The sequence below is a fragment of the Agromyces mediolanus genome, from assembly GCF_023715325.1.
Taxonomy (GTDB): Bacteria; Actinomycetota; Actinomycetes; order Actinomycetales; family Microbacteriaceae; genus Agromyces; species Agromyces mediolanus_A.
Genome location: NZ_JAMBNX010000004.1, coordinates 116,675 through 139,589, shown reverse-complemented (window position 1 = coordinate 139,589; position 22,915 = coordinate 116,675). Strand labels below are relative to the sequence as shown.

The following is a 22,915-nucleotide window of genomic DNA, read 5'->3' as shown; positions in this document are numbered from 1 at the left end:
GAAAGTTGGGCAACTCAGGAGGGGGCGGGGTGGGTCAGCGGCGGCGCAGGCTCGCGAGCAGGGCGTCGAGGGCGGCGCGCATGCGCTCGTCGGTCGAGAACTCGGGCATCAGCAGCCGGATCGTCTGCCAGCCCATGTTCGACGAGGCGACCCGGTCGGAGGCAGTGACGAGGTCGACGTCGTCGGCGATCTCGCCGTCGTCGCGCGCCTCCTCCAGGTACCGCATGATCCGTTCGCGCCAGCGGCGGGCGTGCTCGCGCTGCGTCGCCCAGAAGGCCTCGTTCTGCGCCGCGTAGCTCCAGTAGGCGACGCCGACCCTGGCGTGCCGGGTGCCCTCCGGGCCGAAGGGGAGCGCGGCCACGCACATGCCGTGCAGCGCCGCGAGGCCCCGCTTGCCGGCCGTGAGCTCGTCGATGCGCGCGTCGGCGTCGCCCCGCGTGAGCAGGAAGACCGCGTTCAGCAGGCTCTCCTTGTCGGGGAAGTACCTGGCGAAGGCGCTGTGCGAGTAGCCGGCCTCCGCCGCGATGCGGCGCATGGTGAGCTGGTCGAATCCGTCGCGGGCGATGACCTGCCACGCGGCCGCCGCGATCTCGTCGCGGCGCGCGTCGTGATCGACGACTCTCGGCATCCTCGGCTCCTCGTTCGGCCGGCTGACCGGCTGCTGCCCCACAGCATACGTTGTTCCACGCGTGGAGAAAGTTACGCGTTCGTGACCTCGCGCAAGCCGGCGGCGGTTATCGTTAGTGACCACTTGGTCTCTAACGATTGCGAGGATGCATGGGACGGGCAGCTGCACGAGGCTACGAGGGCTTCGGCGGGCGGGTCGAGGAGTTCGCCTCCGAGTCCACGCCCTGGGATCGGCCGCGCCGCTCCGCCCCCGCCGGCGCGCCGAACGTCGTCGTCGTGCTCGTCGACGACCTCGGTTTCAGCGACCTCGGCCCCTTCGGCAGCGAGATCCCCACCCCGAACATCGACCGCCTCGCCGACGGCGGCTGGGTCTTCACCGACTACCGCACCGCTCCAGTCTGCTCGCCCGCCCGCGCCGCCCTGCTCACCGGACTGAACCCGCACCGCGCCGGTTTCGGCACCGTCGCGCACGTCGACCCCGGCTACCCGGGCTTCACGTGCGAACTCCCCGACGACGCGCCCACGCTCGCCGAATCGCTCCGCGCCGGCGGCTACGCGACGTTCATGGTCGGCAAGTGGCACCTCACCGTCGAGTCCCAGATGCACGACGGCGGCGACCGTTCGAGCTGGCCGCTGCAGCGCGGCTTCGACCGCTACTTCGGCAGCATGGACGGCTTCACCTCACTGCACCACCCGCACCGGCTCGTGCGGGACAACTCGGTCGTCGACCGGCCGAGCTTCCCGGAGGGGTACTTCCTGACCGACGAGCTCACCGAGGAGGCGCTCGGCATGATCGACGGGCTGCGCGCGAACGACGCCGAGAAGCCCTTCTTCCTCTACTTCGCGCACACCGCGGTGCACGGCCCGGTGCAGGCGAAGCCCGAGGACATCGCCCGCCAGCGCGGCCGCTACGCCACCGGCTGGGACACCCTCCGCGAGGCCCGCTTCGCTCGCCAGCGCGAGCTTGGCATCGTCCCGGCGGGCGCGCGGCTGCCGGCGGGCGAGCAAGCGGATGCCTCGATGATCCCGCCGTGGGAGGCGCTGACGGATGCCGAGCGCGAGCTCTTCGCCCGGCACATGGAGGTCTACGCGGCCTCGGTGACCGAGGTCGACGAGAGCATCGGCCGCCTCGTGGCCCGGTTGGATGAGCTCGGCGAGCTCGAACGCACGATCATCGTCGTCGCGAGCGACAACGGCGGCACCGCGGAGGGCGGGCCCGGCGGCACCCGCAGCTACTTCGCCCAGTTCGTCGCCGGTACGCCGGTGCCGCCCGAATGGGTGCGCGACGTGCCCCGCGAGCTCGAGCTGCTCGGCGGGCCGCGCGTGCACGGCCACTACCCGGCGGGCTGGGCGCGGGTCTCGAACACGCCGTTCCGCTCCTTCAAGGGCGGACTGTACGAGGGCGGCGTGCACGCCCCGCTGCTGGTCTCGTGGCCGGGCGCGCCCGTGGAGCGCGCTGATCGCGGCCTCCGGGACCAGTTCGTCTTCGTGGCCGATCTCGCGCCCACACTGCTCGAGCTCGCGGGCGTCACCCCGCTGGCGGAGCGGCACGGCCGGCCCGCGCAGGAGCCCGACGGGCGGAGCTTCGCCGCCGCGCTCGGTGACGCCGAGGCGCCGGGCCGCACGGCGCAGTACTTCGAGAGTTTCGGCCGCCGGGCCCTGGTGTCGGCGGGCTGGAAGGCGGTCTCCCCGATCGCGCCGACGCCGTCCGAGGGAGCCGCGGGCGGACGGTGGGAGCTCTACGACCTGGCGGGCGACCCGACCGAGACGCGCGACCTCGCGGCGGAGCATCCGTCCCTCCTCGGCGAACTCGCCGAGGACTGGCGCAGCGAGGCCTGGCGGAACACCGTGTTCCCCCTGGACGACGACGGCTCGCTGTTCCGCAGTCGGCCGGAGCGCGAGTGCGCGCTCGCCGAGCCGGTGCGGCTGCCGCCGTTCCGGCCGCCGCTCGAACGCTTCCGGGCGTCGCGGCTCACCGTGCTGCGCTCCTTCGAGGTGCGCGCCGAGTTCGTGCTCGCGCCCGAGGCATCCGGGGTCGTCGTCGCGCACGGCGACCAGGGCGGCGGGTACCTGCTCGCGATCGAGGGCGGCCGGCCGCTCGTCTCGTACAACGCCTACGGCGTCATGCACCGGGCGCACGGCGCCCGGCTCGAGCCGGGTGAGCACCTCCTCACGCTCCGGTTCGATGAACTGGACGGCCTGCGTTGGCGGGTCCACCTCGAGGTAGACGGGATGCCGGACGCCGAGCTCGCGGCCGTGCCGATGCTGCTCGGTATGGCCCCGTTTACCGGCATCAGCGTCGGGTACGACTACGGCGGTCCAGTCGACTGGGAACTGCACGAGCGGCACCCGGGCGGCTTCCGTTTCCTCGGCGGCGAGCTGCGCGCCGTCACCTACCTTCCCGGGGCGAGGTCCCGTCACGACGCGACCGTCATCCGACGGCTCGACGAGGCGGTGCTCGCCGTCGCCGACTGACCGTGCCGGCATCCGTCGGCCGACCCAGCTGTTCCGCACTCCCCCGACCACGAAAGGAACACCATGAACCGCACCCCCATCGCGGCCGTCGCGCTCGTCGCGGCATCCGCCCTCGCCCTCACGGCCTGCTCGGCCGGCGACGGCGGCGACGACGCCGCCGTCCCGAGCGAACTGCGCATCGGCAACTTCGCCGACCTCACCTCCTGGGACCCGGCGAGCGCCGACATCGGCTTCAACGCTCCGTACCTCTCGGCGATCTACGACCCGCTCGTCACGATCGACGGCGCGGGCGAGCCGCAGCCCGGGCTCGCGACCGACTGGGCCTTCTCCGACGACCGGCTCACCCTCACGATGAACCTCCGCAGCGACGCGGTGTTCTCCGACGGCGAGCCCTTCGACGCCGACGCCGCGATCGCAAACCTCGCGCACTTGAAGGACGGCACCGTCTCGCGCGAGTCGTACCTGAACGTCGAGAGCTTCGGCGCCGTCGACGACGACACCGTCGAGATCCGGCTGTCGCGCCGCGACGACCGGCTGCTCTACTTCATGGGACTCGGCCGGAGCTACATGGCCGCCCCGCGGCGATCGAGGCCGGCACGCTCGAGGAGACGCCCGTCGGCTCGGGCCCGTACACGCTCTCGGACGCCACGATCCCCGGCGCCGAGTACCGCTTCGAGCGGGTGGCCGAGCACTGGGCGGCCGAGGACTTCCCCTTCGACGAGGTCACCGTGCTGCCGATGCAGGATTCCAGCGCCCGCAACAACGCGCTCGAGGCGGGGCAGATCGACGTCAGTTACGGCGACGCCACGACCGTCGGGATGGCGGAGCAGCACGGCTGGAACGTCGCCTCCCAGGTCGCCTCCTGGGTGGGCCTCCGCATCAACGATCACACCGGTTCGACGCTCGCCCCGCTCGGCGACCCGCGGGTGCGCCAGGCGCTCGCCTACGCCTTCGACGGTGAGGCGCTGCTCGCGAGCATCGGCGAGGGCGAGGGGGTCGCGACGCCGCAGCTCTTCGCCGCCGGCTTCGCTGGCTACGACGAGAAGCTCGACGGCCGCTACCCGCACGACCTGGCGCGGGCGAAGGCGCTGCTCGCGGAGGCGGGCTACGCAGACGGCTTCGACGTGACGATGCCGATGGCGCCGCCGTTCCAGCCGTGGCAGGCTGCGGTCGACCAGACCTTCGGCGAGCTCGGGATCCGGGTCACCTGGGACGAGTTCCAGTACGTCGACTACCAGTCGAACGCGCCGAGTTACCCGATGTTCATCTCGGTGCTCGCCGTGGACTCGAATCCGACCGCGACGATCGCCCGCCAGCTCACGGTGCCGCAGTGGTACATGCCGGAGCCGGACATCGCCGAGTTCCCCGAACTGCAGGCGCAGGTCGACCGGACGCTCGACGCGGAGCCGGGGGAGGCGCAGCAGGCCGAGATCCAGGCGCTGAACGGCCTGCTCGTCGAGGAGGCCTGGCAGGTCGTCTGGTACCAGGCGAACGACATCTACGTGACGGTCGCGGGCGTCGAGCTCACCCCGGTCACTGGGATGAAGTTCCCGTCGCTGCGGCAGATCCAGCCGGCGGACTGACGGGAGACGACCGCGGCCGGTCCGTCCTCGCGGGGAGGCGGGCCGGCCGCCGTGCGCTCCACCCAGGGTTGCCCGACTTTCATGAAAGTTGGGCAACCCTGGACACCAGCCCGAGTTGCCCGACTTTCATGAAAGTTGGGCAACTCGGGATCAGGAGTGGGGGGCGAGGTGCGGCGCGACGGCCGCGGCGAAGCTCGCCGCGGTGCGCGCGGCGACCTCGGCGTGCGGGCTCGCCCAGATGTCGGCGTTGAAGAGCTCGACCTCGACGTCACCGGTGTAGCCCGCCGCCTCGACCGCCCGGGTGAGCCCGGCGAAGTCGACGACGCCGTCACCCGGGTAGTGCCGGGAGAGCAGCACGTCGGCGGCGAGCGGGGTCTTCCAGTCGCACACCTGGTACGTCGCGATGCGGCCCTCGCGGCCGGCGCGCGCGATCTGCGGCAGCACCTCCGGGTCCCACCAGAGGTGGAAGGTGTCGACCGCGACGCCGACCGTCTCCGGGGCGAACGGGGCCGCGAGGTCGAGCGCCTGGCGCAGGGTCGACACCACGGCGCGGTCCGACGCGTACATGGGGTGCAGCGGCTCGATCGCGAGCGTCACCCCGGCGGCGGATGCCTCGGGCGCGAGCTCGGCGAGGGCGTCGGCCACCCGGTCGCGGGCGCCGATGAGGTCCGTCGACCCCTCGGGGAGCCCGCCCGCGACCAGGACCAGCACCGCGCGCGAGCCGACGGCGCCGGACTCGGCGAGCACCGCCGTCTCCTCGATCGCGCGGCGGTTCTCGTCGATGGATGCCCGCCGGGCGGGGCCCTCCGCCATCGTGAAGAAGCCTTGGCGGCAGAGCGTCGACAGCCGCAGCCCCGAGTCGTGGAAGCGGCGGGCGGCGGCGGCGAGGCCGACCTCGGCGATCGGCTCGCGCCAGAGTCCGACCGACTCGTAGCCCGCCTCGGCCAGCAGGCGCAGCGACTCGTCGAAGCCGGCGTACTTGATCGTGCCGACGTTCATCGACAGCCGCGGGTGCGCGCTCATGCGCCGGCCCCCACCGGAACGGCGGCGCTGCGCGCCTCGATGCCGTTCACTCCGAGCAGCGCGTGCCAGCGGGCCGCGGCGAGCTCGGGCCGCTCGAGTGCGCCCGCGTCGTTCGCGAGCTCCACGATGCGGGAGAGGTGCGGCAGGCTGCGGGCGGCGTGCAGGCCGCCGACCATCTGGAAGGCGGGCTGGTGCCCGTTCAGCCAGGCGAGGAAGGCGACGCCGGTCTTGTAGTAGTACGTGGGCGCGGCGAAGACCTGCCTGGAGAGCGCCTCGGTGGGGCCGAGGATCGCCCGGTAGGCGCCGACGTCGCCGGCGTCGAGCGCCTGGATCGCCGCGGAGGCGTTCGGGGCGACGGCGGCGAAGGCCCCGAGCAGCGCGTCGGAGTACGGCCGGGCCGGCCCGTCGCCGGCGGCACCGGTGCCGGCGCCGGCACCCGCGCCGGCACCCGTGCCGGCACCCGCGCCGGCACCGGCGCCCTCGCCCTCGATGAGGCCGACGTAGTGGAAGTCGTCGCCGGTGAACATGCGCGCGGTCGCGGGCAGCCGGCGGCGCACCGCGATCTCGGCGTCCGCGTTGAGCAGGCTCATCTTCACGCCGGAGACCCGGTCGGGGTTCGCCGCGATGATGTCCAGCAGGGTGTCCGCCGCGGCATCCACGTCGTCGGAGCCGCTCGTACTGAGCTCCGCCGAAGTGAAGTAGCCCGCGAGCACCGGGTCGAAGGCCGGGCCGAGCCAGTGCAGCACGACGGGCGCGCCGGCCGCGGCGAGCACCTCGCCGTAGACGCGCCGGTAGTCCTCGGCGCTCTGCGCCGCTCGGGCGAGGTGCCGGCTCGCCATGAGCACGGCGCCGGCGCCGGCGTCCTCGGCGTGGTGCAGCTGGGAGCGGTACGCGTCGACGATCTCCGCGAGGGAGGCGTGCTCGGTCTCGAGGTGGTCGGTGTTGACGCCCACGACGAGCCGGCCGCCGACCGCGTTCGCCTCGGCGGCGCTGCGGCTGATGAGCTCGCGGGTCGCGGCGGGGTCGAGGCCCATGTTGCGCTGCGCGGTGTCCATCGCGTCGGCGACGCCGAGCCCCCAGCTCCAGACGTGGTGGCGGAACGCGAGCGTCGCGTCCCAGTCGATGTCGGCGGGGACGCCGGGGGTGTTGTCGGCCGAGGCCCGCGGCACGACGTGCGCGGCCGCGTAGGCGACGCGGCTGGCGGGCGGCCGGCCGGGCTTCGTGAAGGCGGGGGCCTCGCGCAGGGCGACGGCGCGCACCGCGCCGTCGCCCGCGAGCAGGGTGAGCGCGGTCACGCGCGGACTCCGGTGAGCTCGGCGGATGCCTCGGCGCCGCCCGCGCCCGCGATCGTCACGTGCGGCAGCTCGACGCGGCGGCCCTCGGCGTTCGAGCGCAGGCCGGCCTCGGCGAGCAGCACGCCGCGCGCGCCGGCGAGGAAGTCGAAGCGGTTCGGGGCGTCCTCGATGACGTGGCGGAGGAACTCCTCCCACTGCGCCTTGAAACCGTTCTGGAACTCGCGGTTGCCGGGCGACTCGATCCAGTCGCCGGCGTAGTCGTGCGCGTCGGCGAGGTCGGGGTTCCAGACGGGCTTCGGGGTGGCGTTGCGCGGCTGGATCTTGCAGCCGAAGAGGCCGACCACGGCCGAGCCGTGCGTGCCGTCGACCTGGAACTCGACGAGCTCGTCGCGGTTCACCCGGGTGGTCCAGCTGGAGTTCAGCTGCGCGGTCACGCCGCCCTCGAGCTCGAAGATCGCGTAGGCGGCGTCGTCGGCCGTCGCGGCGTACGCCCGGCCCTGCTCGTCGACGCGCTCGGGGATCTCGGTGACCGCCTTCGCGTAGACCGACTCGACCCGGCCGAAGAGGTTCTCGAGCACATAGTTCCAGTGCGGGAACATGTCGACGATGATGCCGCCGCCGTCCTCGGCGCGGTAGTTCCAGCTGGGGCGCTGGGCGGGCTGCCAGTCGCCCTCGAACACCCAGTAGCCGAACTCGCCGCGCACCGAGAGGATGCGCCCGAAGAAGCCCGAGTCGATGAGGCGGCGGAGCTTCTCGAGCCCCGGCAGGTAGAGCTTGTCGTGCACGACGCCGTTCTTGATGCCGGCGGCCTCGGCGAGGCGGGCGAGCTCGAGCGCCTCCTCGAAGCTCTCGGCGGTGGGCTTCTCGGTGTAGATCGCCTTGCCGGCGGCGATGGCCTTGCGGATGGCCGTGGCGCGCGCCTTCGTGACGAGGAAGTCGGCGTAGATCTCCCAGCGCGGGTCGGCGAGCGCCTCGTCGAGGTTCGTCGTCCAGTGCTCGATGCCGTGCTTGGCGGCCAGTTCGGCGAGCTTCTTCTCGCTGCGCCCGACGAGGATCGGCTCGAGCTGGACGCGGGTCTCGCCGTCGCCGAGGAGCACGCCGCCCTCCTCGCGGATGGCCAGGATGGAGCGCACGAGGTGCTGGCGGTACCCCATGCGGCCGGAGACGCCGTTCATGATGATGCCGATGGTGCGGGTGGGCTGCTCTGCCACGGTGGTTCCTCTTCAGGTCCGGGAGCGCGGGCGTGGTCGCCGCACTCGGGAAAGCGTTTACCGAGAGTGTGGCATGCGCTGGAGCGCCGCGCAAGGCCGGATGACGCGGGCTTGCCGCCGCCCGGTCGGGCTGTCATGATCGCAGCATGGATAACGCTTTCCCGACCGGCGACGGAGCCGCTCGCCCGGCGGTCCCCCGCGTCGTCGTCGCCCCCGACTCGTTCAAGGGCAGCGCCACGGCCGCCGACGCGGCCCGGGCGATCGCCGCCGGCTGGACGTCCGTCCGCCCGTACGACGAGATCCTGCTGCGCCCCATGGCCGACGGCGGCGAGGGCACGCTCGACGCCTTCGCGGCCGCGGTGCCCGGGGCTGAGCGCCGCGCCGTCGTCGTCGCCGGCCCGGCGGGCGGCGAGCACGCGGCGGAGTGGCTGCTGCTCCCCGACGGCACCGCCGTGGTCGAGCTCGCCGCGACGAGTGGACTGACGCTCCTCGACCGGCCGCGCCCGCTCGAGGCCTGCACGCGCGGCTTCGGCCAGGCGATCGGGGCGGCGCTCGACGCCGGCGCGGAGCGGCTGCTGCTGGCGCTCGGCGGCAGCGGGTCCACCGACGGCGGCACCGGAGCGCTCGCGGCGCTCGGCGCGCGCTTCCTGCGGGCCGACGGCGAGCCGATCGCGCCGGGCGGCGGCGGACTGGCCGAGCTCGACCGGGTCGAACTCGGGGGACTCCGCTCGCTGCCGCCCGGCGGGGCGACGATCCTCGGCGACGTCACGAACCCCCTGCTCGGCGCGGAGGGCGCGGCCGCTGTGTTCGGTCCGCAGAAGGGCGCCGAGCCGGCGCAGATCGATCGGCTCGAGCGCGGACTCGCGCGACTGGCCGAGCGGATCCCCGGCGGCGCCGCCCTCGCGGCCGCGACGGGGGCCGGAGCGGCGGGCGGCACCGGCTTCGGGCTGCTCGTGTGGGGCGCCCGGATGAGCGGCGGCGCCGCCGCGGTCGCGGAGGCGATCGGCCTCGACGCCGCGCTCGGCGGGGCCCGGATCGTCATCACCGGCGAAGGGCGCTACGACCGGCAGTCCGCCGCGGGCAAGGTCCCGAGCGAGGTCGCCGCGCGGGCCGCCGTCGCCGGGGTGCCCGTCGCCCTCGTCGCCGGTCGCATCGACGCCGAGACGAGCGCCTTCCGCGCCACGGCCTCGCTCAGTTCGCTCGCCGGTTCCGGTGCGCGGGCGATGGCCGACCCGCTCGCGTGGTTGCGGGCCGCCGGGGTCGAGCTCGCCCGGGCGCGCTGAGGCATCCGCCCTCCGCAGCGCGCGGGGCCCGCTACTCCGCCGCCGTCGAGGGCAGCGCCGAGGCCGCGAGCAGGTACCACGCCGAGTGCGGGATCCACTGCTCCGCCCAGCGCCAGCTGTCCGGCCCGCCCGCGGTCTCCTCGGTGAGGAACGCGATGCCGTGCTCGTCGTCGGGGTGGCTCGTGATGCCGTTCACGATGCCGCCGGGCACGTTCGGGTGGTCGCGGGAGTACTCGACCGTGTTGCGGCCGCGACCGTGCAGCATGCTCGCGTCGAAGGGGTTGCGGCCGAGGATCCAGGCGAGCTGGTCGGCGGCGAAGGCCTCGAGCCGCGTGGCGAGCGCGGGGGCGGTCCCGTCGAGCTCGGCGACGAGGAGCGCGGCGAAGGCGAGCGAGCCGAGCGCCGCGTTCTCGCCCTGCCACCAGTAGCCGGTATCGTTCTCGTGCGGGAAGAAGAAGGCGTCCCGCGGCTCGCCGCCGCGCGGCTGCACCCGCTGGCGCGGGTAGCCGAAGGGGTTGGCCACCGCCTCGGTGCGGGCGAGCAGCTCTGCCGCGAGTCGGATCGCGAGCGTCCGTGCGGCCGGCGCGGTCGCCGCGTCCGGCAGGACCGCAGCGAAGCGGAGCAGCGCGACGATCGGCAGCCCCGCCTCGACCGGGCTGAAGTACGGGCGGCCGTCGTCCCAGGCCTCGAGCCAGCCGGGGGCGCTCGGGTCGTCGGGATCCGCGCGGTGCCGGGCGAGCAGGGCGATCGCCCGGCGCTCGGCAGCCTCCCGGTAGCGGGTGCCGCCGGGGTCCGCGGCGGTAAGTTCGGCCGCGGCGAGCAGGGCGCACACGTCGTTGACGATCGACTCGGTGCTCGGGGTCAGCTCGCCCGTGGCGAGGTCGAGCCCGAAGAGGTAGTCGCCGTTGCGCTGCTCCAGATCGGCGAAGGCGCCGGCGGCGGCGGCGAGGTACGTCGCGGCGTCGTACTCGCCGAGCGGCTCCTCGCGGGCGACGGTCGCCGCACGGGCGAGCGCGGCGATCGCGAGTCCGCCGCCGCCCCGGTACGAGGCCTGGTAGCGGTCGGTGCGCACGCACTCCGGCAACGGGGCGTTCACGAAGCGCTCCTCGAGCCGCTTCGTGAGTCCGTCGAAGATGCCGGTGTAGAAGGAGCCCTCCGGCGCACGGAACCGCACCAGGAAGTCGGCACCGAAGAGCGCCTCGTCGCGGGCCCGGGTGCCGAGGGCGCGGTGGAACCGCGGATGCCTCGACGCGAGCCGCTCCCGCGCCTCGAACAGCGCCCACACGCACATCGGGATCTGCTGGGGGCTCATCGTCGGCGAGTACGTGAGGTGGCTGAGGAACTTGCTCGGGTCGCCGCTCGCGTCGAGCCAGCCGCCGCGCGCGTCCACGGTCGGCCCGTCCGCGTCGCCCCAGCGTTGCGCCTCGCGGTCCTTCCGGTCGATCTCGCCGCTCGAGCGCACCGCCTTGAAGGCGTAGAGCACGTCGGAGAGCGTGCCGGCGGCGAACTGCTCGACGCCGATCGCGAACGGCTCGGACATGGCCGTCTCCCCGTCGACCGCGGCCTCGAGCCGGTAGCGGCCCGGCTCCTCCACGTGGCTCAGCTCGACCCGGGCGTACGCGCCGCCCGCCCAGGCGTCGACGTGCACGGCGGGCTCCGCGGCGAGCGGGATGCGCGCGCCGTCGTCCCGCACGAGCGCGCAGGCGGGCGTCTCACCCTCGGCGAGCCCGGCGACGACGGCGCGCTTGGCGGCGCCGAGGTCGTAGCCGAGGTGGCTCGTCAGCACGCGCACGGTCATCCCTTCAGCGCTCCGGCGAGCACGGCGCTCTCCATCTTGTCGGCGAACACCGCGTAGACGAGGTAGGCGGGCACCAGCGTGATGATGATGCCGGCGGCGAGCACGCCGTACTGGGCCGCGTTCGCGATGGACAGCGTCGGCAGCGCGACCTGCGCGGTGCGCAGCGCCGCGTCGGGCCCGATGATCACGAGCGAGAAGAAGTACTCGTTCCAGAACGACAGGAAGTTCAGGATCGCGACGACGGTGAGCGTGGGCACGGACAGCGGCACGTACACCGACCACAGCACGCGCAGCGGCCCGGCGCCGTCGAGCACCGCGGACTCCTCGAGCTCGGCGGGCACGGCGCGCATCGCCTGGGTGAGCAGGATGACGGTGAGCGGCAGCGCGGAGGCGGGGAGGAAGAGGATGAGGAACTCGCGGGTGTGGAACAGTCCGAGCGAGATCGACAGCAGCACCGTCGGCACGAGGGCCGCGAAGCCCGGGATCAGGAAGCCCAGCGCGAACACCCGCTCGACCATCCGCCCGACCGCGCCCTTCGAGCGGGCCAGCGCGTAGGAGGCGGGGATGGCGAGGAGGAGCGTGACGAGCTCCGCGCCGAGGGTCACGTAGACGGAGTTCAGCATCGCCGTGCCGAGCGAGGCCTGGCTGAACGCGAGGCCGAAGTTGTCGAAGGTCAGCGGAGTGAACGGGGAGAACGGCTGGTTGAAGATGTCCGTGTTGCGCTTGAACGCCGAGATGACGAGGTAGTAGAGCGGCGCGGCGAGCAGCAGCACGTAGAGCCAGACGCCCGCGTGGGCGAGGTACTTCGACGGGCCGGTGCGGCCGAGCGCGTCGCCGCGGCGACGGCGGCGGCGGACGGGCGGCGGGGCGGCGGGGGCGGTGCGGCGCTCGGCGGGGCGGGCTTCCGGGGCGGCGGTGGTGGTCATGGTGATGGCTCCTGAAGCTCGGCTCAGTACTTCTGCCGGAAGGCGCGGCGGATGAGGAGGATGCCGGCGACGCCGACGACGAACAGCACGACGGCCACGGCCTGGCTGTAGCCGACCTTCGACTGGTTGAAGGCGAAGTCGTACACGAGGAACGCGAGGGTGACGGTCGCGTTGCCGGGGCCGCCGCGGGTGAGCAGCAGCACGACCGCGGCGGAGGCGAAGAGCGTCCAGAGGAACTGCAGCATCGTCACCACCCCGATGAACTCGCGGCAGATCGGCCAGGCGATCTGCCACATCCGGCGCCAGTGGCCGGCGCCGTCGATCTCGGCGGCCTCGAAGATCGACTCGTCGACCGAGTTCAGCCGCGCGGCGAGCATGATCGCCGACACCGACATGCTGCACCAGATCGTGACGATGATGATCGCCCACAGCGCGCTCGTGCCGTCGGCGAGCCAGGGGCGGGCGAGCTCGTCGAGGCCGACGGCGTCGAGGAAGCCGTTGATCATGCCCTTCGGCGCGAAGACGCCGACGAACACCATCGCGAGCGCCGAGGCGGAGAGCAGCACGGGGGTGAACATGAGCGCCCGCATGATGCGGTGGCCGCGGGGCTTGAGGCTCAGGTAGTAGGCCAGCATGAACGCGCCGAGGACGACGATCGGCAGCGAGACGACGAGCTGGAGGAGCGTGTTCCAGGCGGCGAGGCCCACGACCGGGTCGGTGAAGAGCCGCTCGAAGTTGCCGAGCCCGGCCGGGGTGCGCGGCGCGATGAGGCCGCGCCAGTTCACGGTGGAGAAGGAGAAGAGGCTCACCAGCGGCCCGACGGTGAAGACGAGGAACCAGATGAGCGCGGGGATCGTGGCCGAGAGCTGCGCCGCCTCGCGGACGCGCGCCGAGCGGCGGCGGCGCGGGGCGGGGGAGTCGGCGCGGTCGGTGGAGCCGGCGCGGTCGGAGGAGTCGGGGGAAGGGCGGTGCGGGGTGGTGAGCGTGGTCACGTCGGTCCTCGGCGGTGCGGCGGTGCGGGGTGCTGCGATGGGAAGCGGATGCGCGGGCCGGCGCACGTGCGCCGGCCCGCGCCGGGATCACTGCGCGGCGGCGTAGATCTCGTCGACCGTGGCGCAGATGGTCTGCGCGTCGGTGCCGGGGGTGAACGCGATCGAGGTCGCGCGGTACATCGGGTTCGAGACGTCGGCCGGCACGTAGATGTCGGGCATGACGGGGAACTCGACGCGCTCGGGGAACTCGGTGAGCGACTGGGCGAGCAGCGGCGCGGAGACGCCGGAGGTGTCGCCGCCGAAGTCGGCGACGGGGATCACGCCGCCCTCGTCGAGGATGCCCTTGATCACCTCGTTGCCGTACATGTGCTCGATGAGCTGGCGCACCTGGTCGATCTTCTGCTCGCCGTTCGGGCTGATCCACCAGCCCGCGGAGGTGGAGCCGCGGTAGGCGATGGGCTGCTCGTACGCGGCGTCCGCGGGCAGCGGGAGGCCGCCGAGCTCGGTGACGGCGGCGAGCTCCTCGGAGGCGCCCGGGTAGGCCCACGAGCCGAGCGGGGCGATGGCGGCCTGACCGTCGAGGTAGGCGGCCTGCGCCTGGTCGGCCGTGTAGCCCTCGATGCCGTCGACGAAGACGCCGGCATCGCGCAGCTCGATCAGCAGCTCGATGCCCTGCATCGCCTTGGGGTTCTCGCAGACGCCGCCCTCGGCGTAGACCTGCTTGGCCTCGTCCTCGCTGAGGTACGCCTCGAGCAGTTGGAGGAAGATCTTCTGCCCCGACCAGTCGATGCCGCCGAACACGACGGGCGCGATGCCGGCGGCGCGCAGCTTGGTCGCGGCGGAGATGAGCTCGTCGGCGGTCTGCGGCACGCCCTCGACGCCGGCCTGGGCGAGCAGCTCGGTGTTGTACCACCACGGCCAGGTGAAGCCGGAGTAGGGGAAGGCCCGCAGGTTGCCCTCGGTGTCGGTCCAGTCGACGAGCGCGTCGGCGGGGATGCGGTCGGCGATGCCCCACTCCTCGATGTAGTCGTCCACGGGTACGACGGCGCCGTTGACCGCCCAGTCGAGCTGCTTCTCGAGGAGGCCCACGAGCAGCACGTCGGCCTCTTCGCCGGCGAGTAGGGAGGTCTCGTACACCTGGTTCAGGTTGTCGCCGGACTCGAGCACCTTGACCTCGATGCCGGTCTCCTCGGTGAACGCGTCGAAGGCGTCGAAGAGCGGCTTGTTCTGGGCCTGGCTCGAGGTCCAGTTGGTCTGCACGACGATGACGTTCTCGTCGCCGGCGGCGTCGCCGCCGCTCGCGCACGCACCGAGTGCGAGCACCATGGCGATCGCGCCGGCGCCGGCGCCGGCCGTGGACAGGGTCTTCCTCACGGGGTTGCCTCCTGGGGGGTTCGGCCGGCGTCCGCACCGGCGCGTTGAGCCGATGGTACATTTCGGACTACATGTGGTCAATACTGGTATTGAACTTGATGCCCGGATGGTGTGCTCGGGAACGAGGCATCCGCGGGCCGACGCGCGGCGCGGATCCGCGCCCGCCAGGATGGAGTGGTCGTGTACGGTACTGACTGGTATCGATCCCGAGCGGAGGGGGTACGCATGGCGGAGCAGGGGGCGACCGCGTCGCCGATCCGGGCGGACTACCCGGAGCCGCTCTGGGTGCAGGCCGTGCAGCTCATCACCGATGAGATCGCGCAGGGCCGGCTCGCCGAGGGCTCCCGCCTCCCCCCGGAGCGGGAACTCTGCCAGCAGCTCGGCATCAGCCGGGTCACGCTGCGCAAGGCGCTCCTGCAGCTCGTCGACGACGGCGTGCTCGCCTCCTCGCACGGGCGCGGCTGGTACGTCGCCTCGGCGAAGGTCGCCAAGGAGTGGCCGAACAACCTCGAGTCGTTCACCGAGACCGCACGCAAGATGGGCCTCGAGGCATCGTCGCGAGTGCTCCGGGCCGAGATCGCGCCCGCCGATCTCGACGAGGCGGAGTCGCTCTCGATCGCCCCGGGCACCCCGGTCTTCCACCTCGACCGCATCCGTCTGCTCGAGGGCGTGCCGACCGCGCTCGACACGACGATCGTCCCGGCCGCCCTGATCGGCGAGGCCGAGGCCGTCGACTTCGCCCACGGCTCGCTGTACGAGGAGCTCGAACGGGCGGGCGCCGCGCCGGAGCGGGCCGACAGCACGATCGAGGCGCGCGAGTCCGACGAGGCGACGGCCGAGGCGCTCGGCATCGCACCCGGCAAGCCACTGCTCGTCATGCGTCAGCTCGTGCACGGTGCCGACGGACGCGCGGTCGCCCTGTCGACGCTCCGCTACGTCGGCGAGCGCTACCGCCTGCGCACGGTGTTCGCGCGCGGGGCGCGCTGAGACCCCGCCGACTCCGCGTCAGGCCTCGTCGGCGAGTCGGCGGGCGATCGCGAGCGCACCGGCGACCGGCGGCTCGCGGAGGATCACCAGCTCGAGCTCGGGATGCCGCGCCGCCAACCGCTCGCGCAGCCCCTCCGCCAGGCGGGGCTGGCCCGCGATGACGCTGCCGCCGGCGACCACGTGCCGGCCGACCGCACCGCGCGCGAGCAGCTGGTCGACGAGCCGGGCGAGGTGCGTCGCGGCGGCCGCGACGACCTCGGCGGCGAGCGCCGACCCGGCGTCGGCCGCACCGAACACGGCGGGCGCGTGCGGCCCCCAGTTCGCCATCGTCGGCTCGTCGTTGACCGCGCGGGCGAGGCGTTCGGCATCCGCGACCCCGAACGCGGCGGTGAGGGCGCCGAGCAGGCCGTCGTCCGGCAGGCCGTCGTCGTGCGCGAGGAGCGCGGCGCGAGTCGCCTCCCGGACGAGGCCGGCGGCCCCCGCCTCGTCGCCGATGACCCAGCCCCAGCCGCCCGTCACGAAGTCGTGGCCGTCGGCCGTCCGCCCCACCCCGATGGCGCCCGTGCCCGCGACGAGCCCGAGCCCCTCGGCGAAGCCCGCCGCCGGCACGAGCAGCGCGGCATCGTTGACGCAGACGACGTGCGGCACCTCCGCTGCCGCGAGCGCGGCCTCGAGCCGGCGGGCGACCGGCTCGGCGTCGAGGCCCTGGGCGCCGACCGCGAGCGCGTCGATCCGCCGGCCCGGCAGGGCCGCCGCGACCACGTCGAGGATCAGCCGGGCGGCGCGCTCCACGGGCTCGGCGTCCCACTCGCCGGACGGCACGACGAGGTCCGCGACGACGGCGCCCGAGGCATCCGCCGCCCGGAGCGCCGTCTTCGTGCCGCCGACGTCGAGGCCGACCCGCAGCCCGCTCATGCCGGCACGTCGCGCGGGTCGAGCTTGGTGTCGTCGTTGTGGAACACGAACTCCTCGATGTCGACGTCGCGGAGCTCCGCCGCCCGGCGCACGAGCCCCTGCAGTGCGAGCGCCTCGAACACCGGACGCTGCGCCTCGCTCGACTCGGGCAGCACGACGACGGTCGCGCCGGGGACGTCGAGCTGCGCGTCGCTCGTGACGAGGAGCACCCGATGCCCGGCGGCCGTGAGGGTGCGTGCCAGCTGCGCTTCGCGCGTCTCGCCGAAGAGGACGTGCACCCCGTCGCCCGCGGACTCCATCGAGCCGTGCAGGTACTGCCGGGTGCTCATGGCGCTGGCCGGGATGCGAGCGACCTCCCGGAAGAGCAGCGCCCCGGCCTCGGCGGAGCCGAGCGAGGCGCCGCCCCCCACGAAGTCCGCGCTCGGCGCGTCGGCGAAGAGCTCCGCCGCTGCGTCGAGCTCGGGCCGGAGGGCGGTCTCGACCGTGCGGAACCGCTCGCCGAGACTCGCCCACGAGGCATCCGGGGACCCGTCGGCCCACGCCTCGGCCAGCATTCCGAGCGCCGTCACCGTCGCCGTGTACCCGATCGTCGACGCGTAACTGTCGGCGATGTTGCCGAGATCGAGGGTGCGGCTGGCGAGCTCGGAGAGCGGGGACGGCGCCGTGTTCACCACCGCGTAGCGGAGCTCGGGGGCGACCGAGGCGAGGGCGGCGACGGTCTCGGCGCTCCGGCCGCTCTGCGAGATCGCGACGACCGGGTGCTCGCCCGTGGCGAGCGGCAGCGGGGTGTCGCCGGCGCCGAGACGCCACGCGGCGACGCCGCCCGCGCGCAGCCGCCACACGGCCGGGGCCGCGGCCGACAGGCTCGCGCCGATGCCGAGCAGCACCGGGCCGGGGCCCGAGAACGCGCGTGCGGCGCCGAGGGCGGCCAGCTGCGTCCCGAGCCTCGGCACGAGCCGCGTGAGCTCGCCGGCCTGCGACGCCGTCGCGTCGGTGAATGCGATGTATCCGTCCACGGTTTCCTCGTGCTCCAGTCTCAGTGGTGCGCGTCGTGCGGGTGCGCATGCCCCGCCGAGGCGTGATGGTCCGGTGCGCAGTGGTCGGCGGCGGCCGGGATGTCGAGCGAGGGGTTGCGGCCGAAGAAGCCGTGCGGCTTCAGCACGAAGCCGGTGGAGTCGACGGGCATGATCGGCCAGTCCTCGACCCGGGGGAAGTGCGTCAGGCCGAAGGTGTGCCAGAGCACGAGGTCGCTCGCCTCGACCGGCCGGTCGCCGGCGGTCCACTCGGGCAGGCCCGCCCCGCCCCGGTGCAGGTTCACGAAGTCGCCGGCGGGGTAGCGCTCGTCGGGCGCGTAGGGCGTGACCCAGAGGTGCTTCGTCGTGTACGCGGCGCGCGCGGCGATGTCGGAGTCGGCGTCCGCGAGCAGCAGCGGGCCGCCCTCCGGGAAGAGCACCCAACCCGTGGGGCGGCCGAGCCGGTTCCGCCGCTCCTCGCTCGTGACGAGCCAGACGCGGCCGCGTCGGTTGTCCGCCTCGCGCTGCGCCTGCAGCTCGCTCGTGAGGCGCGTGAACGACTGGGTGAAGCCCGTGCCGCTGGGGTTGTCGGCGCCGCGGGGCACGGCGACGGCCTCGACCTCGTCGACGGAGTTGCGGTGCCCGTCGACCATCATGTCGAGGCGGGCGCTGAAGAGGTGCTGGTGGTTCGGGGCGCCGAGGCCGGGGGCGACCTCGGTGGCCCACGGGTAGCCCTCGCCCGGGTACGAGGAGGTGAAGACGATGCCCGTCGCCTTGATCTCGAACTCGATCGTGCCGTCGAGGCCGAAGTACCAGTAGAAGCCGTAGTCGTAGTTGCCGACGGTCATGAAGAAGCTCACGACGAGGCGGCGGTTGCGGCGGGTCTCGCTCGAGCCGTTCCAGTTGTCGGAGTGCTTCCAGAGGATGCCGGCGTCCTCCTCGTGGATGCAGATGGCCTGGCGGATGACGCGCGGGGCCCCGTCGTTGCCGGCGACCACCGCGTCGAGGTAGGTGATGTCGCCGACGCAGTCGCAGCCGAGCTCGAGCGAGTTCGCGAAGCCGCCGAAGAGGTACTCGCCGCCGTCGAAGAAGTTCTGGAACCAGCGCTGCGGGCTCGGGTCGCCGTAGGGCACGACCATCTCGGCGATGGAGGCGCGGTAGACGACGGGGCGGGTCTCGCCGTCGTCGTCGATGCCGATGTTGTGCAGCACGAGGCCCTCGCGCTGGTCGAAGCCGACCTGCAGCTGCCAGCCCGCCCAGGAGAGCACGCCGTGCTCGTCGATCGTGAAGCTCGGGCCCTCGGGCTGGGTGATCTCGATCGGCTTCAGGCCCTCGCGGTCGGGGCCGCGCCACTCGGCGAGGTGGTAATTTCCCTCCTCGGCGGGGATCGGCAGCTCGGCGTAGTCCACGACGTCGAGCACCTCGCCCGAGACGACGTCGACCATGACCGTCACGCCGTCGACGGGGTGCGCCCAGCCGAGGTCCTCGGGGGTGTGCTGCACGAAGGTGAAGCAGCGCTGGATGCGACGGCCGCGCTCGGTGTCGGCGAGGACGCCCGCGGAGAGGGGGTTCACGCGCAGCTTCGAGACGTCGGTCAGGCCGCGCTTGGCCATCGCCGCGAGCCAGCGCTCGTCCTGGTGCACGACCTCCTCGACGAGGGAGAACTCGCGCAGCACGACGGGGACGGCGCCGTCCACGTCGAGGTCGAGCTCCCGCGCGGAGACGAGCGCGCCGGTCGCGGGCTCGACGACCGTGTCGTGCGAGCGCCCGGTGCGCAGATCGATCAGCAAGGAGCGGACCCGGCGCGGCGGTCGGGCGCCGGCGAACAGCTCGCGCTTGTCCGCCTCGTCCAGCCCGACGTAGGAGAAGTGGGTGTCGGGAGTCACGAGGTCCTCCCGTTCGAGCACGGCTCGGTTCCCGGCGATCTCGTCGGCCTGCAGGGTGCGCAGCGCCTCGGGGAGGTGGTCGGGGAATCGGGTCATGGTGGTGCTCCTTCCAGGCCGGCGGGGCCGGCGGATCGGTTGGCGGGCGGCGTCAGCCGCCCTTGGTGAAGGTGGTGCGGAGCCGGTAGCGGTCGCCCGCGTACTCGACGAGGGAGAGCAGCACGGGACGGCCGCGCTCGTCGTGCACGAGCTGCCGGATGACGAGCATCGGCGCGCCGCGGCTCAGCTGGAGCGCCTCGCTCGCCGCGGCGTCGGCCGGCCGCGACTCGAGCACGGACTCGGCGCGGTGCACGGTGGTGCCGCGGGCCTGCATGGCGCGGTAGAGGCTCTCGCTCGTGAAGTCGTGTTCGAGCAGGCCGGGCGCCGCGGCCTCGGGCACGAGGGCCGTGTCGAGTGCGGTCGGCACGCCGTCGAGGTGGCGGATGCGGCGGATGCGGTAGACGGCGGTGCCGGGCGCGATGCCGAGCGCCTCCGCGTCGTCGAGGCTGGCGGCCTCGCGGGCGGCCTCGACCACGGTCGACGAGGCGGCGAGGCCGAGCCGCTCGGCCGTCTCGCTGAAGGACTCCAGGCTCGACGGCCAGTCGGCCCGCTGCGGCCGCGACACGAACCAGCCGCGGCCCTGGTGCGAGGTGAGCGCGCCGGCCTCGACGAGGTGGGCGAGCGCTCGTCGCAGCGTGACCCGGGAGACGTCGAGCTGTTCGCAGAGCTCGCGCTCCGGGGGCAGTCGGGTGCCGAGCGGATAGCGGCCGGCTTCGACGGCCGCCATGATCGTGCCGGCGACGCGCGACCAGAGCGGGTCCGGGCGGTCGCTCGCGAGGAGCGCGTCGGAGGGCGGTCGGGTCATCGGGCGACCAGCACCTTCTCCCACGTGCCCGAGCGCATCGAGCGGTAGCAGGCGTCGAGGATGCAGTTGACGATCCAGCCGTCCTCGAAGGTCTCGATCGGGGTCTCGCCGGCCGCGAAGCGCTGCACGAAGTGGCGCATCTGCTGGGAGAAGCCGTAGGCGCGGGTCTCCTCGGGCACGGGGTGCACCCAGCCGGTGTCGACGTCGGCCTTCTCGACGAGGTAGCCGACGGGCTTCGTGATGAAGCCCCACACGGGGCTCACCGAGGTGTCGGTGACGAGCCGGCCGGCGCTGCCGGAGAACTCGTGTCGCAGCTGCATGCCGCCCTGCTCGGCCCAGGACGCCTCGATGATCGCGAGCTGGCCGCGCTCGAACTTCAGGAGCGCGACGGCGGTGTCCTCGCCGGTGGTCTTGTCGGCGTGGCGGAGCGTCGCGCCCCAGGCGAACGCCTCGACGACGCGGTTGTCCTTGCCGAAGAAGTGGCGGGCGGACTCGACGGTGTGGCAGCCCATGTCGAGCAGCGCGCCGCCGCCCGCGGTCTCCGCGTCCCAGAAGTGGGCCGCGTGGGGGCCGGAGTGCGCCTCCCTGGCGCGCATCGTGAGCAGGTCGCCGATGCCGCCGGCCGCCGCCATGCGGTGCGCCTGCTCGATGTTCGGCGAGAACACCGAGCTCTCGGCGTAGCCGTGCCACACGCCGGCCTCCTCGACGATGCGCAGGATCTCCGCCGCCTCGGCGCCCGTGCGGGCGAGCGGCTTGGTGCAGACGATCGCCTTGCCGGCCGCTGCGGCGATGCGCACCGCCTCGAGGTGGGCCTCGTTCGGCAGGGCGATGACGACGAGGTCGATCGAGGGGTCGGCGCACAGCTCGGCGGGGTCGGTGGTCCAGAGCGGGCTGTTCCAGCGCTCGGCGAACGCGCGGGCCTTGTCGGCGTCCCGCGAGGTGTTGCCGGCGAGCACGGCCTCGCGGACGTCGAGCAGGGAGTCCGCGTAGCAGTCGGCGATGAAGCCGGAACCGAGGATGCCGACACGAATCACAGGTCCTCCAACGATCGATGCGTCCGCCTTACCGGACGGTGTACCAATCTGTATCAGACAATACAACTACGCACAATCAATCGATTCAGAAAATACCTCTTGCTACCTCATTGGTACAACAGTATGCTGACGGCACCGCGCGGCGAGGCGCATCCGCTCTCCCCGCGACGGCTTCCATCCCCCTGACCGAGCGACACCACAGCAAGAGAGAAGGAACCGATGCGTTCGAGACTCGCTCCGCTCGCCACCCTCGCCGTCGCCGCCCTGGGCCTCGGACTCGCCGGCTGCGCAGCCGGCGGATCGGGCGACGGCGACACCACCAAGATCGTGCTGGGCACCTGGCGCACCGAAGACGCGGCGATGTGGGAGAACGACATCATCCCCGCGTTCGAGAAGAGCCATCCCGGCATCACGGTCGAGTACGCCCCCGTCGACACCAACGACTACAACGCGGCCATCCAGTCCCAGATCGAGGGCGGCACCGGACCGGACGTCATCATGTGCCGTCCGTTCGACGTCAACCGCTCCTGGATCGAGCAGGGCTACTTCGACTCGCTCGCCGAGCTCGACGCCGTCTCGACCTTCCCGGAGACCGCGCTGGCCGCCTGGGAGGGAGATGACGGCACGCCCTACTGCGTCCCCGTCGCCTCGGTGCTCGCGGGCTTCTACTACAACACCGCGATCTTCGACGAGCTCGGCCTCGAGGTGCCCACGACCCAGGCCGAGTTCCTCGACGTGCTCGATGCCGTCAAGGAAGACGGCACCTACACGCCGCTGGCCCTCGGCTCCGCCGACGGCTGGCAGCTCGCGTACAACATGCTCTACCAGGTGGGCCCGAACGCCTGGCACGGCGAGGACGGCCGGCTCGGCCTCATCGACGGCACCAAGAAGCTCACCGACCCCGACTTCGTCGAGGGCTTCCGCGTGTTCGACTCCTTCAAGGACTACCTGCCCAAGGGCTACGAGTCGATCTCCTACGAGGACATGACCCAGCTGTTCACCCTCGGCCAGGCCGCGATCCTGCCCGACGGCTCGTGGCAGATCAGCCAGGTCACCTCGACCGGGCTCGACGTCGGGGTCTTCGGCGCCCCGCCCGCCGCGGCCGGCGAGCAGCGCTACCAGCAGGAGATGGCCGACATGGCCTTCGGCCTGAACGCCGCGGGCAAGCAGAAGGAGGCCGCGACCGAGTTCCTCGAGTGGCTCGGCACGCCGGAGTTCCAGCAGCTCTACGTGAACAAGCTGCCCGGCTTCTTCTCGATGGGGTCCGAGCCCGTGAGCTACGACAACCCGCTCGCCCAGGAGTTCGCCGACCTGAAGGAGGGCGCCGAGCTCACCTCCCGCCTCGCCCTCGACCGCCTGAGCGCCGGCCAGCCCCCGCTCGACGACGAGATCTGGCGCGTCGCGCAGCTCATGTACAACTCCGGGCTCTCGCCGGAGGAGGCGACCGCCGAGCTCCAGAAGGGGCTCGACTCCTGGTACACGCCGGCCGGGTAGTCCCACGAACGGCCGGGGCGGGCGCCGTCCGCCCCGGCCGTCCCGACCCGGCTCGCCGAGCCATCCGCCCTGTCCTCCCCCCCCCGGACCGCCCCGCC

At 73.1% G+C, this 22,915-nt stretch carries 18 protein-coding genes and 1 pseudogene; 6 read left to right on the top strand and 13 right to left on the bottom strand.

The features are described from left to right. Positions 1–34: 34 nt before the first annotated feature. Positions 35–628 carry a TetR/AcrR family transcriptional regulator gene (locus M3147_RS08770; RefSeq protein WP_251203090.1) on the bottom strand — a complete coding sequence of 198 codons (594 nt, stop codon included), beginning with the start codon at positions 626–628 and terminating at the stop codon, positions 35–37. A gap of 149 nt (positions 629–777) precedes the next feature. Between M3147_RS08770 and M3147_RS08765 the strand changes: the two genes are divergently transcribed. The 3 genes and pseudogenes from M3147_RS08765 (at position 778) to M3147_RS08755 (ending at position 4,685) form a co-directional block, all read left to right on the top strand. Further along, complete coding sequence (locus M3147_RS08765; protein WP_251203089.1) at positions 778–3,102, top strand: arylsulfatase; 2,325 nt, start codon at positions 778–780, stop codon at positions 3,100–3,102. 63 nt (positions 3,103–3,165) lie between these two features. Next, positions 3,166–3,594, top strand: a pseudogene (locus tag M3147_RS19520) (ABC transporter substrate-binding protein); the annotation flags it as partial. Positions 3,595–3,686: 92 nt separating this feature from the next. Next, complete coding sequence (locus M3147_RS08755) at positions 3,687–4,685, top strand: ABC transporter substrate-binding protein (RefSeq protein ID WP_251203307.1); 999 nt, start codon at positions 3,687–3,689, stop codon at positions 4,683–4,685. A 150-nt stretch (positions 4,686–4,835) separates the two neighbouring features. Here M3147_RS08755 and M3147_RS08750 read toward each other — a convergent pair whose 3' ends face one another. From M3147_RS08750 to M3147_RS08740, 3 genes are read right to left on the bottom strand one after another with little or no spacing between them, the layout of a single operon-like run. After that, positions 4,836–5,708, bottom strand: coding sequence for a sugar phosphate isomerase/epimerase family protein (locus M3147_RS08750; RefSeq protein WP_251203088.1), 873 nt, complete (start codon positions 5,706–5,708; stop codon positions 4,836–4,838). Beyond that, the gene (locus tag M3147_RS08745; RefSeq protein WP_251203087.1) at positions 5,705–7,003 is read right to left on the bottom strand and encodes a DUF993 family protein; all 1,299 of its coding nucleotides are present in this window, start codon (positions 7,001–7,003) and stop codon (positions 5,705–5,707) included. The genes M3147_RS08750 and M3147_RS08745 overlap by 4 nt, the downstream gene beginning before the upstream one ends. Beyond that, a complete protein-coding gene (locus M3147_RS08740; RefSeq protein WP_251203306.1) occupies positions 7,000–8,178 on the bottom strand; it encodes a Gfo/Idh/MocA family protein in 1,179 nt (392 codons plus the stop codon). The genes M3147_RS08745 and M3147_RS08740 overlap by 4 nt, the downstream gene beginning before the upstream one ends. Before the next feature lie 182 nt (positions 8,179–8,360). On the opposite strand from M3147_RS08740, the gene M3147_RS08735 reads away from it, so the two are divergent. Next, on the top strand, positions 8,361–9,497 hold the full coding sequence (locus M3147_RS08735; protein WP_251203086.1) for a glycerate kinase: 1,137 nt from the start codon (positions 8,361–8,363) through the stop codon (positions 9,495–9,497). Positions 9,498–9,528: 31 nt separating this feature from the next. On the opposite strand, the gene M3147_RS08730 is transcribed toward M3147_RS08735, so the two are convergent. The 4 genes from M3147_RS08730 to M3147_RS08715 form a co-directional block, all read right to left on the bottom strand. After that, on the bottom strand, positions 9,529–11,295 hold the full coding sequence (locus tag M3147_RS08730) for a glycoside hydrolase family 9 protein (RefSeq protein WP_251203085.1): 1,767 nt from the start codon (positions 11,293–11,295) through the stop codon (positions 9,529–9,531). Continuing rightward, entirely contained in the window at positions 11,292–12,221 is a 930-nt protein-coding gene (locus M3147_RS08725) for a carbohydrate ABC transporter permease (RefSeq protein ID WP_251203084.1), read from the bottom strand. The genes M3147_RS08730 and M3147_RS08725 overlap by 4 nt, the downstream gene beginning before the upstream one ends. Before the next feature lie 23 nt (positions 12,222–12,244). After that, positions 12,245–13,213 carry a carbohydrate ABC transporter permease gene (locus M3147_RS08720; RefSeq protein ID WP_251203083.1) on the bottom strand — a complete coding sequence of 323 codons (969 nt, stop codon included), beginning with the start codon at positions 13,211–13,213 and terminating at the stop codon, positions 12,245–12,247. Positions 13,214–13,300: 87 nt separating this feature from the next. Next, positions 13,301–14,587, bottom strand: a complete 1,287-nt coding sequence (locus M3147_RS08715) for an ABC transporter substrate-binding protein (protein WP_251203082.1) — start codon at positions 14,585–14,587, stop codon at positions 13,301–13,303. A 225-nt stretch (positions 14,588–14,812) separates the two neighbouring features. Here M3147_RS08715 and M3147_RS08710 point away from each other — a divergent pair, with 225 nt between their 5' ends. Then, positions 14,813–15,574, top strand: a complete 762-nt coding sequence (locus tag M3147_RS08710; RefSeq protein ID WP_251203081.1) for a GntR family transcriptional regulator — start codon at positions 14,813–14,815, stop codon at positions 15,572–15,574. Positions 15,575–15,592: 18 nt separating this feature from the next. Here M3147_RS08710 and M3147_RS08705 read toward each other — a convergent pair whose 3' ends face one another. From M3147_RS08705 to M3147_RS08685, 5 genes are read right to left on the bottom strand one after another with little or no spacing between them, the layout of a single operon-like run. After that, positions 15,593–16,489, bottom strand: a complete 897-nt coding sequence (locus tag M3147_RS08705; RefSeq protein ID WP_251203080.1) for an N-acetylglucosamine kinase — start codon at positions 16,487–16,489, stop codon at positions 15,593–15,595. After that, on the bottom strand, positions 16,486–17,505 hold the full coding sequence (locus tag M3147_RS08700; protein ID WP_251203079.1) for an SIS domain-containing protein: 1,020 nt from the start codon (positions 17,503–17,505) through the stop codon (positions 16,486–16,488). The genes M3147_RS08705 and M3147_RS08700 overlap by 4 nt, the downstream gene beginning before the upstream one ends. 20 nt (positions 17,506–17,525) lie before the next feature. Beyond that, positions 17,526–19,484, bottom strand: coding sequence for a primary-amine oxidase (locus M3147_RS08695; protein ID WP_251203078.1), 1,959 nt, complete (start codon positions 19,482–19,484; stop codon positions 17,526–17,528). 52 nt (positions 19,485–19,536) lie between these two features. After that, complete coding sequence (locus tag M3147_RS08690; RefSeq protein ID WP_251203077.1) at positions 19,537–20,289, bottom strand: GntR family transcriptional regulator; 753 nt, start codon at positions 20,287–20,289, stop codon at positions 19,537–19,539. Then, a complete protein-coding gene (locus M3147_RS08685) occupies positions 20,286–21,323 on the bottom strand; it encodes a Gfo/Idh/MocA family protein (protein WP_251203076.1) in 1,038 nt (345 codons plus the stop codon). The genes M3147_RS08690 and M3147_RS08685 overlap by 4 nt, the downstream gene beginning before the upstream one ends. A gap of 219 nt (positions 21,324–21,542) precedes the next feature. Between M3147_RS08685 and M3147_RS08680 the strand changes: the two genes are divergently transcribed. Further along, positions 21,543–22,817, top strand: a complete 1,275-nt coding sequence (locus M3147_RS08680; protein ID WP_251203075.1) for an ABC transporter substrate-binding protein — start codon at positions 21,543–21,545, stop codon at positions 22,815–22,817. Positions 22,818–22,915: the final 98 nt, after the last annotated feature.

What these genes read in the sequence shown, in the direction of transcription:
- M3147_RS08765 (WP_251203089.1), top strand. Translation starts at nt 778, where the DNA reads ATGGGACGGGCAGCTGCACGAGGCTACGAGGGCTTCGGCGGGCGGGTC.
- M3147_RS08705 (WP_251203080.1), bottom strand. Translation starts at nt 16,489, where the DNA reads ATGAGCGGGCTGCGGGTCGGCCTCGACGTCGGCGGCACGAAGACGGCG.
- M3147_RS08730 (WP_251203085.1), bottom strand. Translation starts at nt 11,295, where the DNA reads ATGACCGTGCGCGTGCTGACGAGCCACCTCGGCTACGACCTCGGCGCC.
- M3147_RS08725 (WP_251203084.1), bottom strand. Translation starts at nt 12,221, where the DNA reads ATGACCACCACCGCCGCCCCGGAAGCCCGCCCCGCCGAGCGCCGCACC.
- M3147_RS08710 (WP_251203081.1), top strand. Translation starts at nt 14,813, where the DNA reads ATGGCGGAGCAGGGGGCGACCGCGTCGCCGATCCGGGCGGACTACCCG.
- M3147_RS08680 (WP_251203075.1), top strand. Translation starts at nt 21,543, where the DNA reads ATGCGTTCGAGACTCGCTCCGCTCGCCACCCTCGCCGTCGCCGCCCTG.
- M3147_RS08695 (WP_251203078.1), bottom strand. Translation starts at nt 19,484, where the DNA reads ATGACCCGATTCCCCGACCACCTCCCCGAGGCGCTGCGCACCCTGCAG.
- M3147_RS08735 (WP_251203086.1), top strand. Translation starts at nt 8,361, where the DNA reads ATGGATAACGCTTTCCCGACCGGCGACGGAGCCGCTCGCCCGGCGGTC.
- M3147_RS08750 (WP_251203088.1), bottom strand. Translation starts at nt 5,708, where the DNA reads ATGAGCGCGCACCCGCGGCTGTCGATGAACGTCGGCACGATCAAGTAC.
- M3147_RS08690 (WP_251203077.1), bottom strand. Translation starts at nt 20,289, where the DNA reads ATGACCCGACCGCCCTCCGACGCGCTCCTCGCGAGCGACCGCCCGGAC.
- M3147_RS08770 (WP_251203090.1), bottom strand. Translation starts at nt 628, where the DNA reads ATGCCGAGAGTCGTCGATCACGACGCGCGCCGCGACGAGATCGCGGCG.
- M3147_RS08740 (WP_251203306.1), bottom strand. Translation starts at nt 8,178, where the DNA reads ATGAACGGCGTCTCCGGCCGCATGGGGTACCGCCAGCACCTCGTGCGC.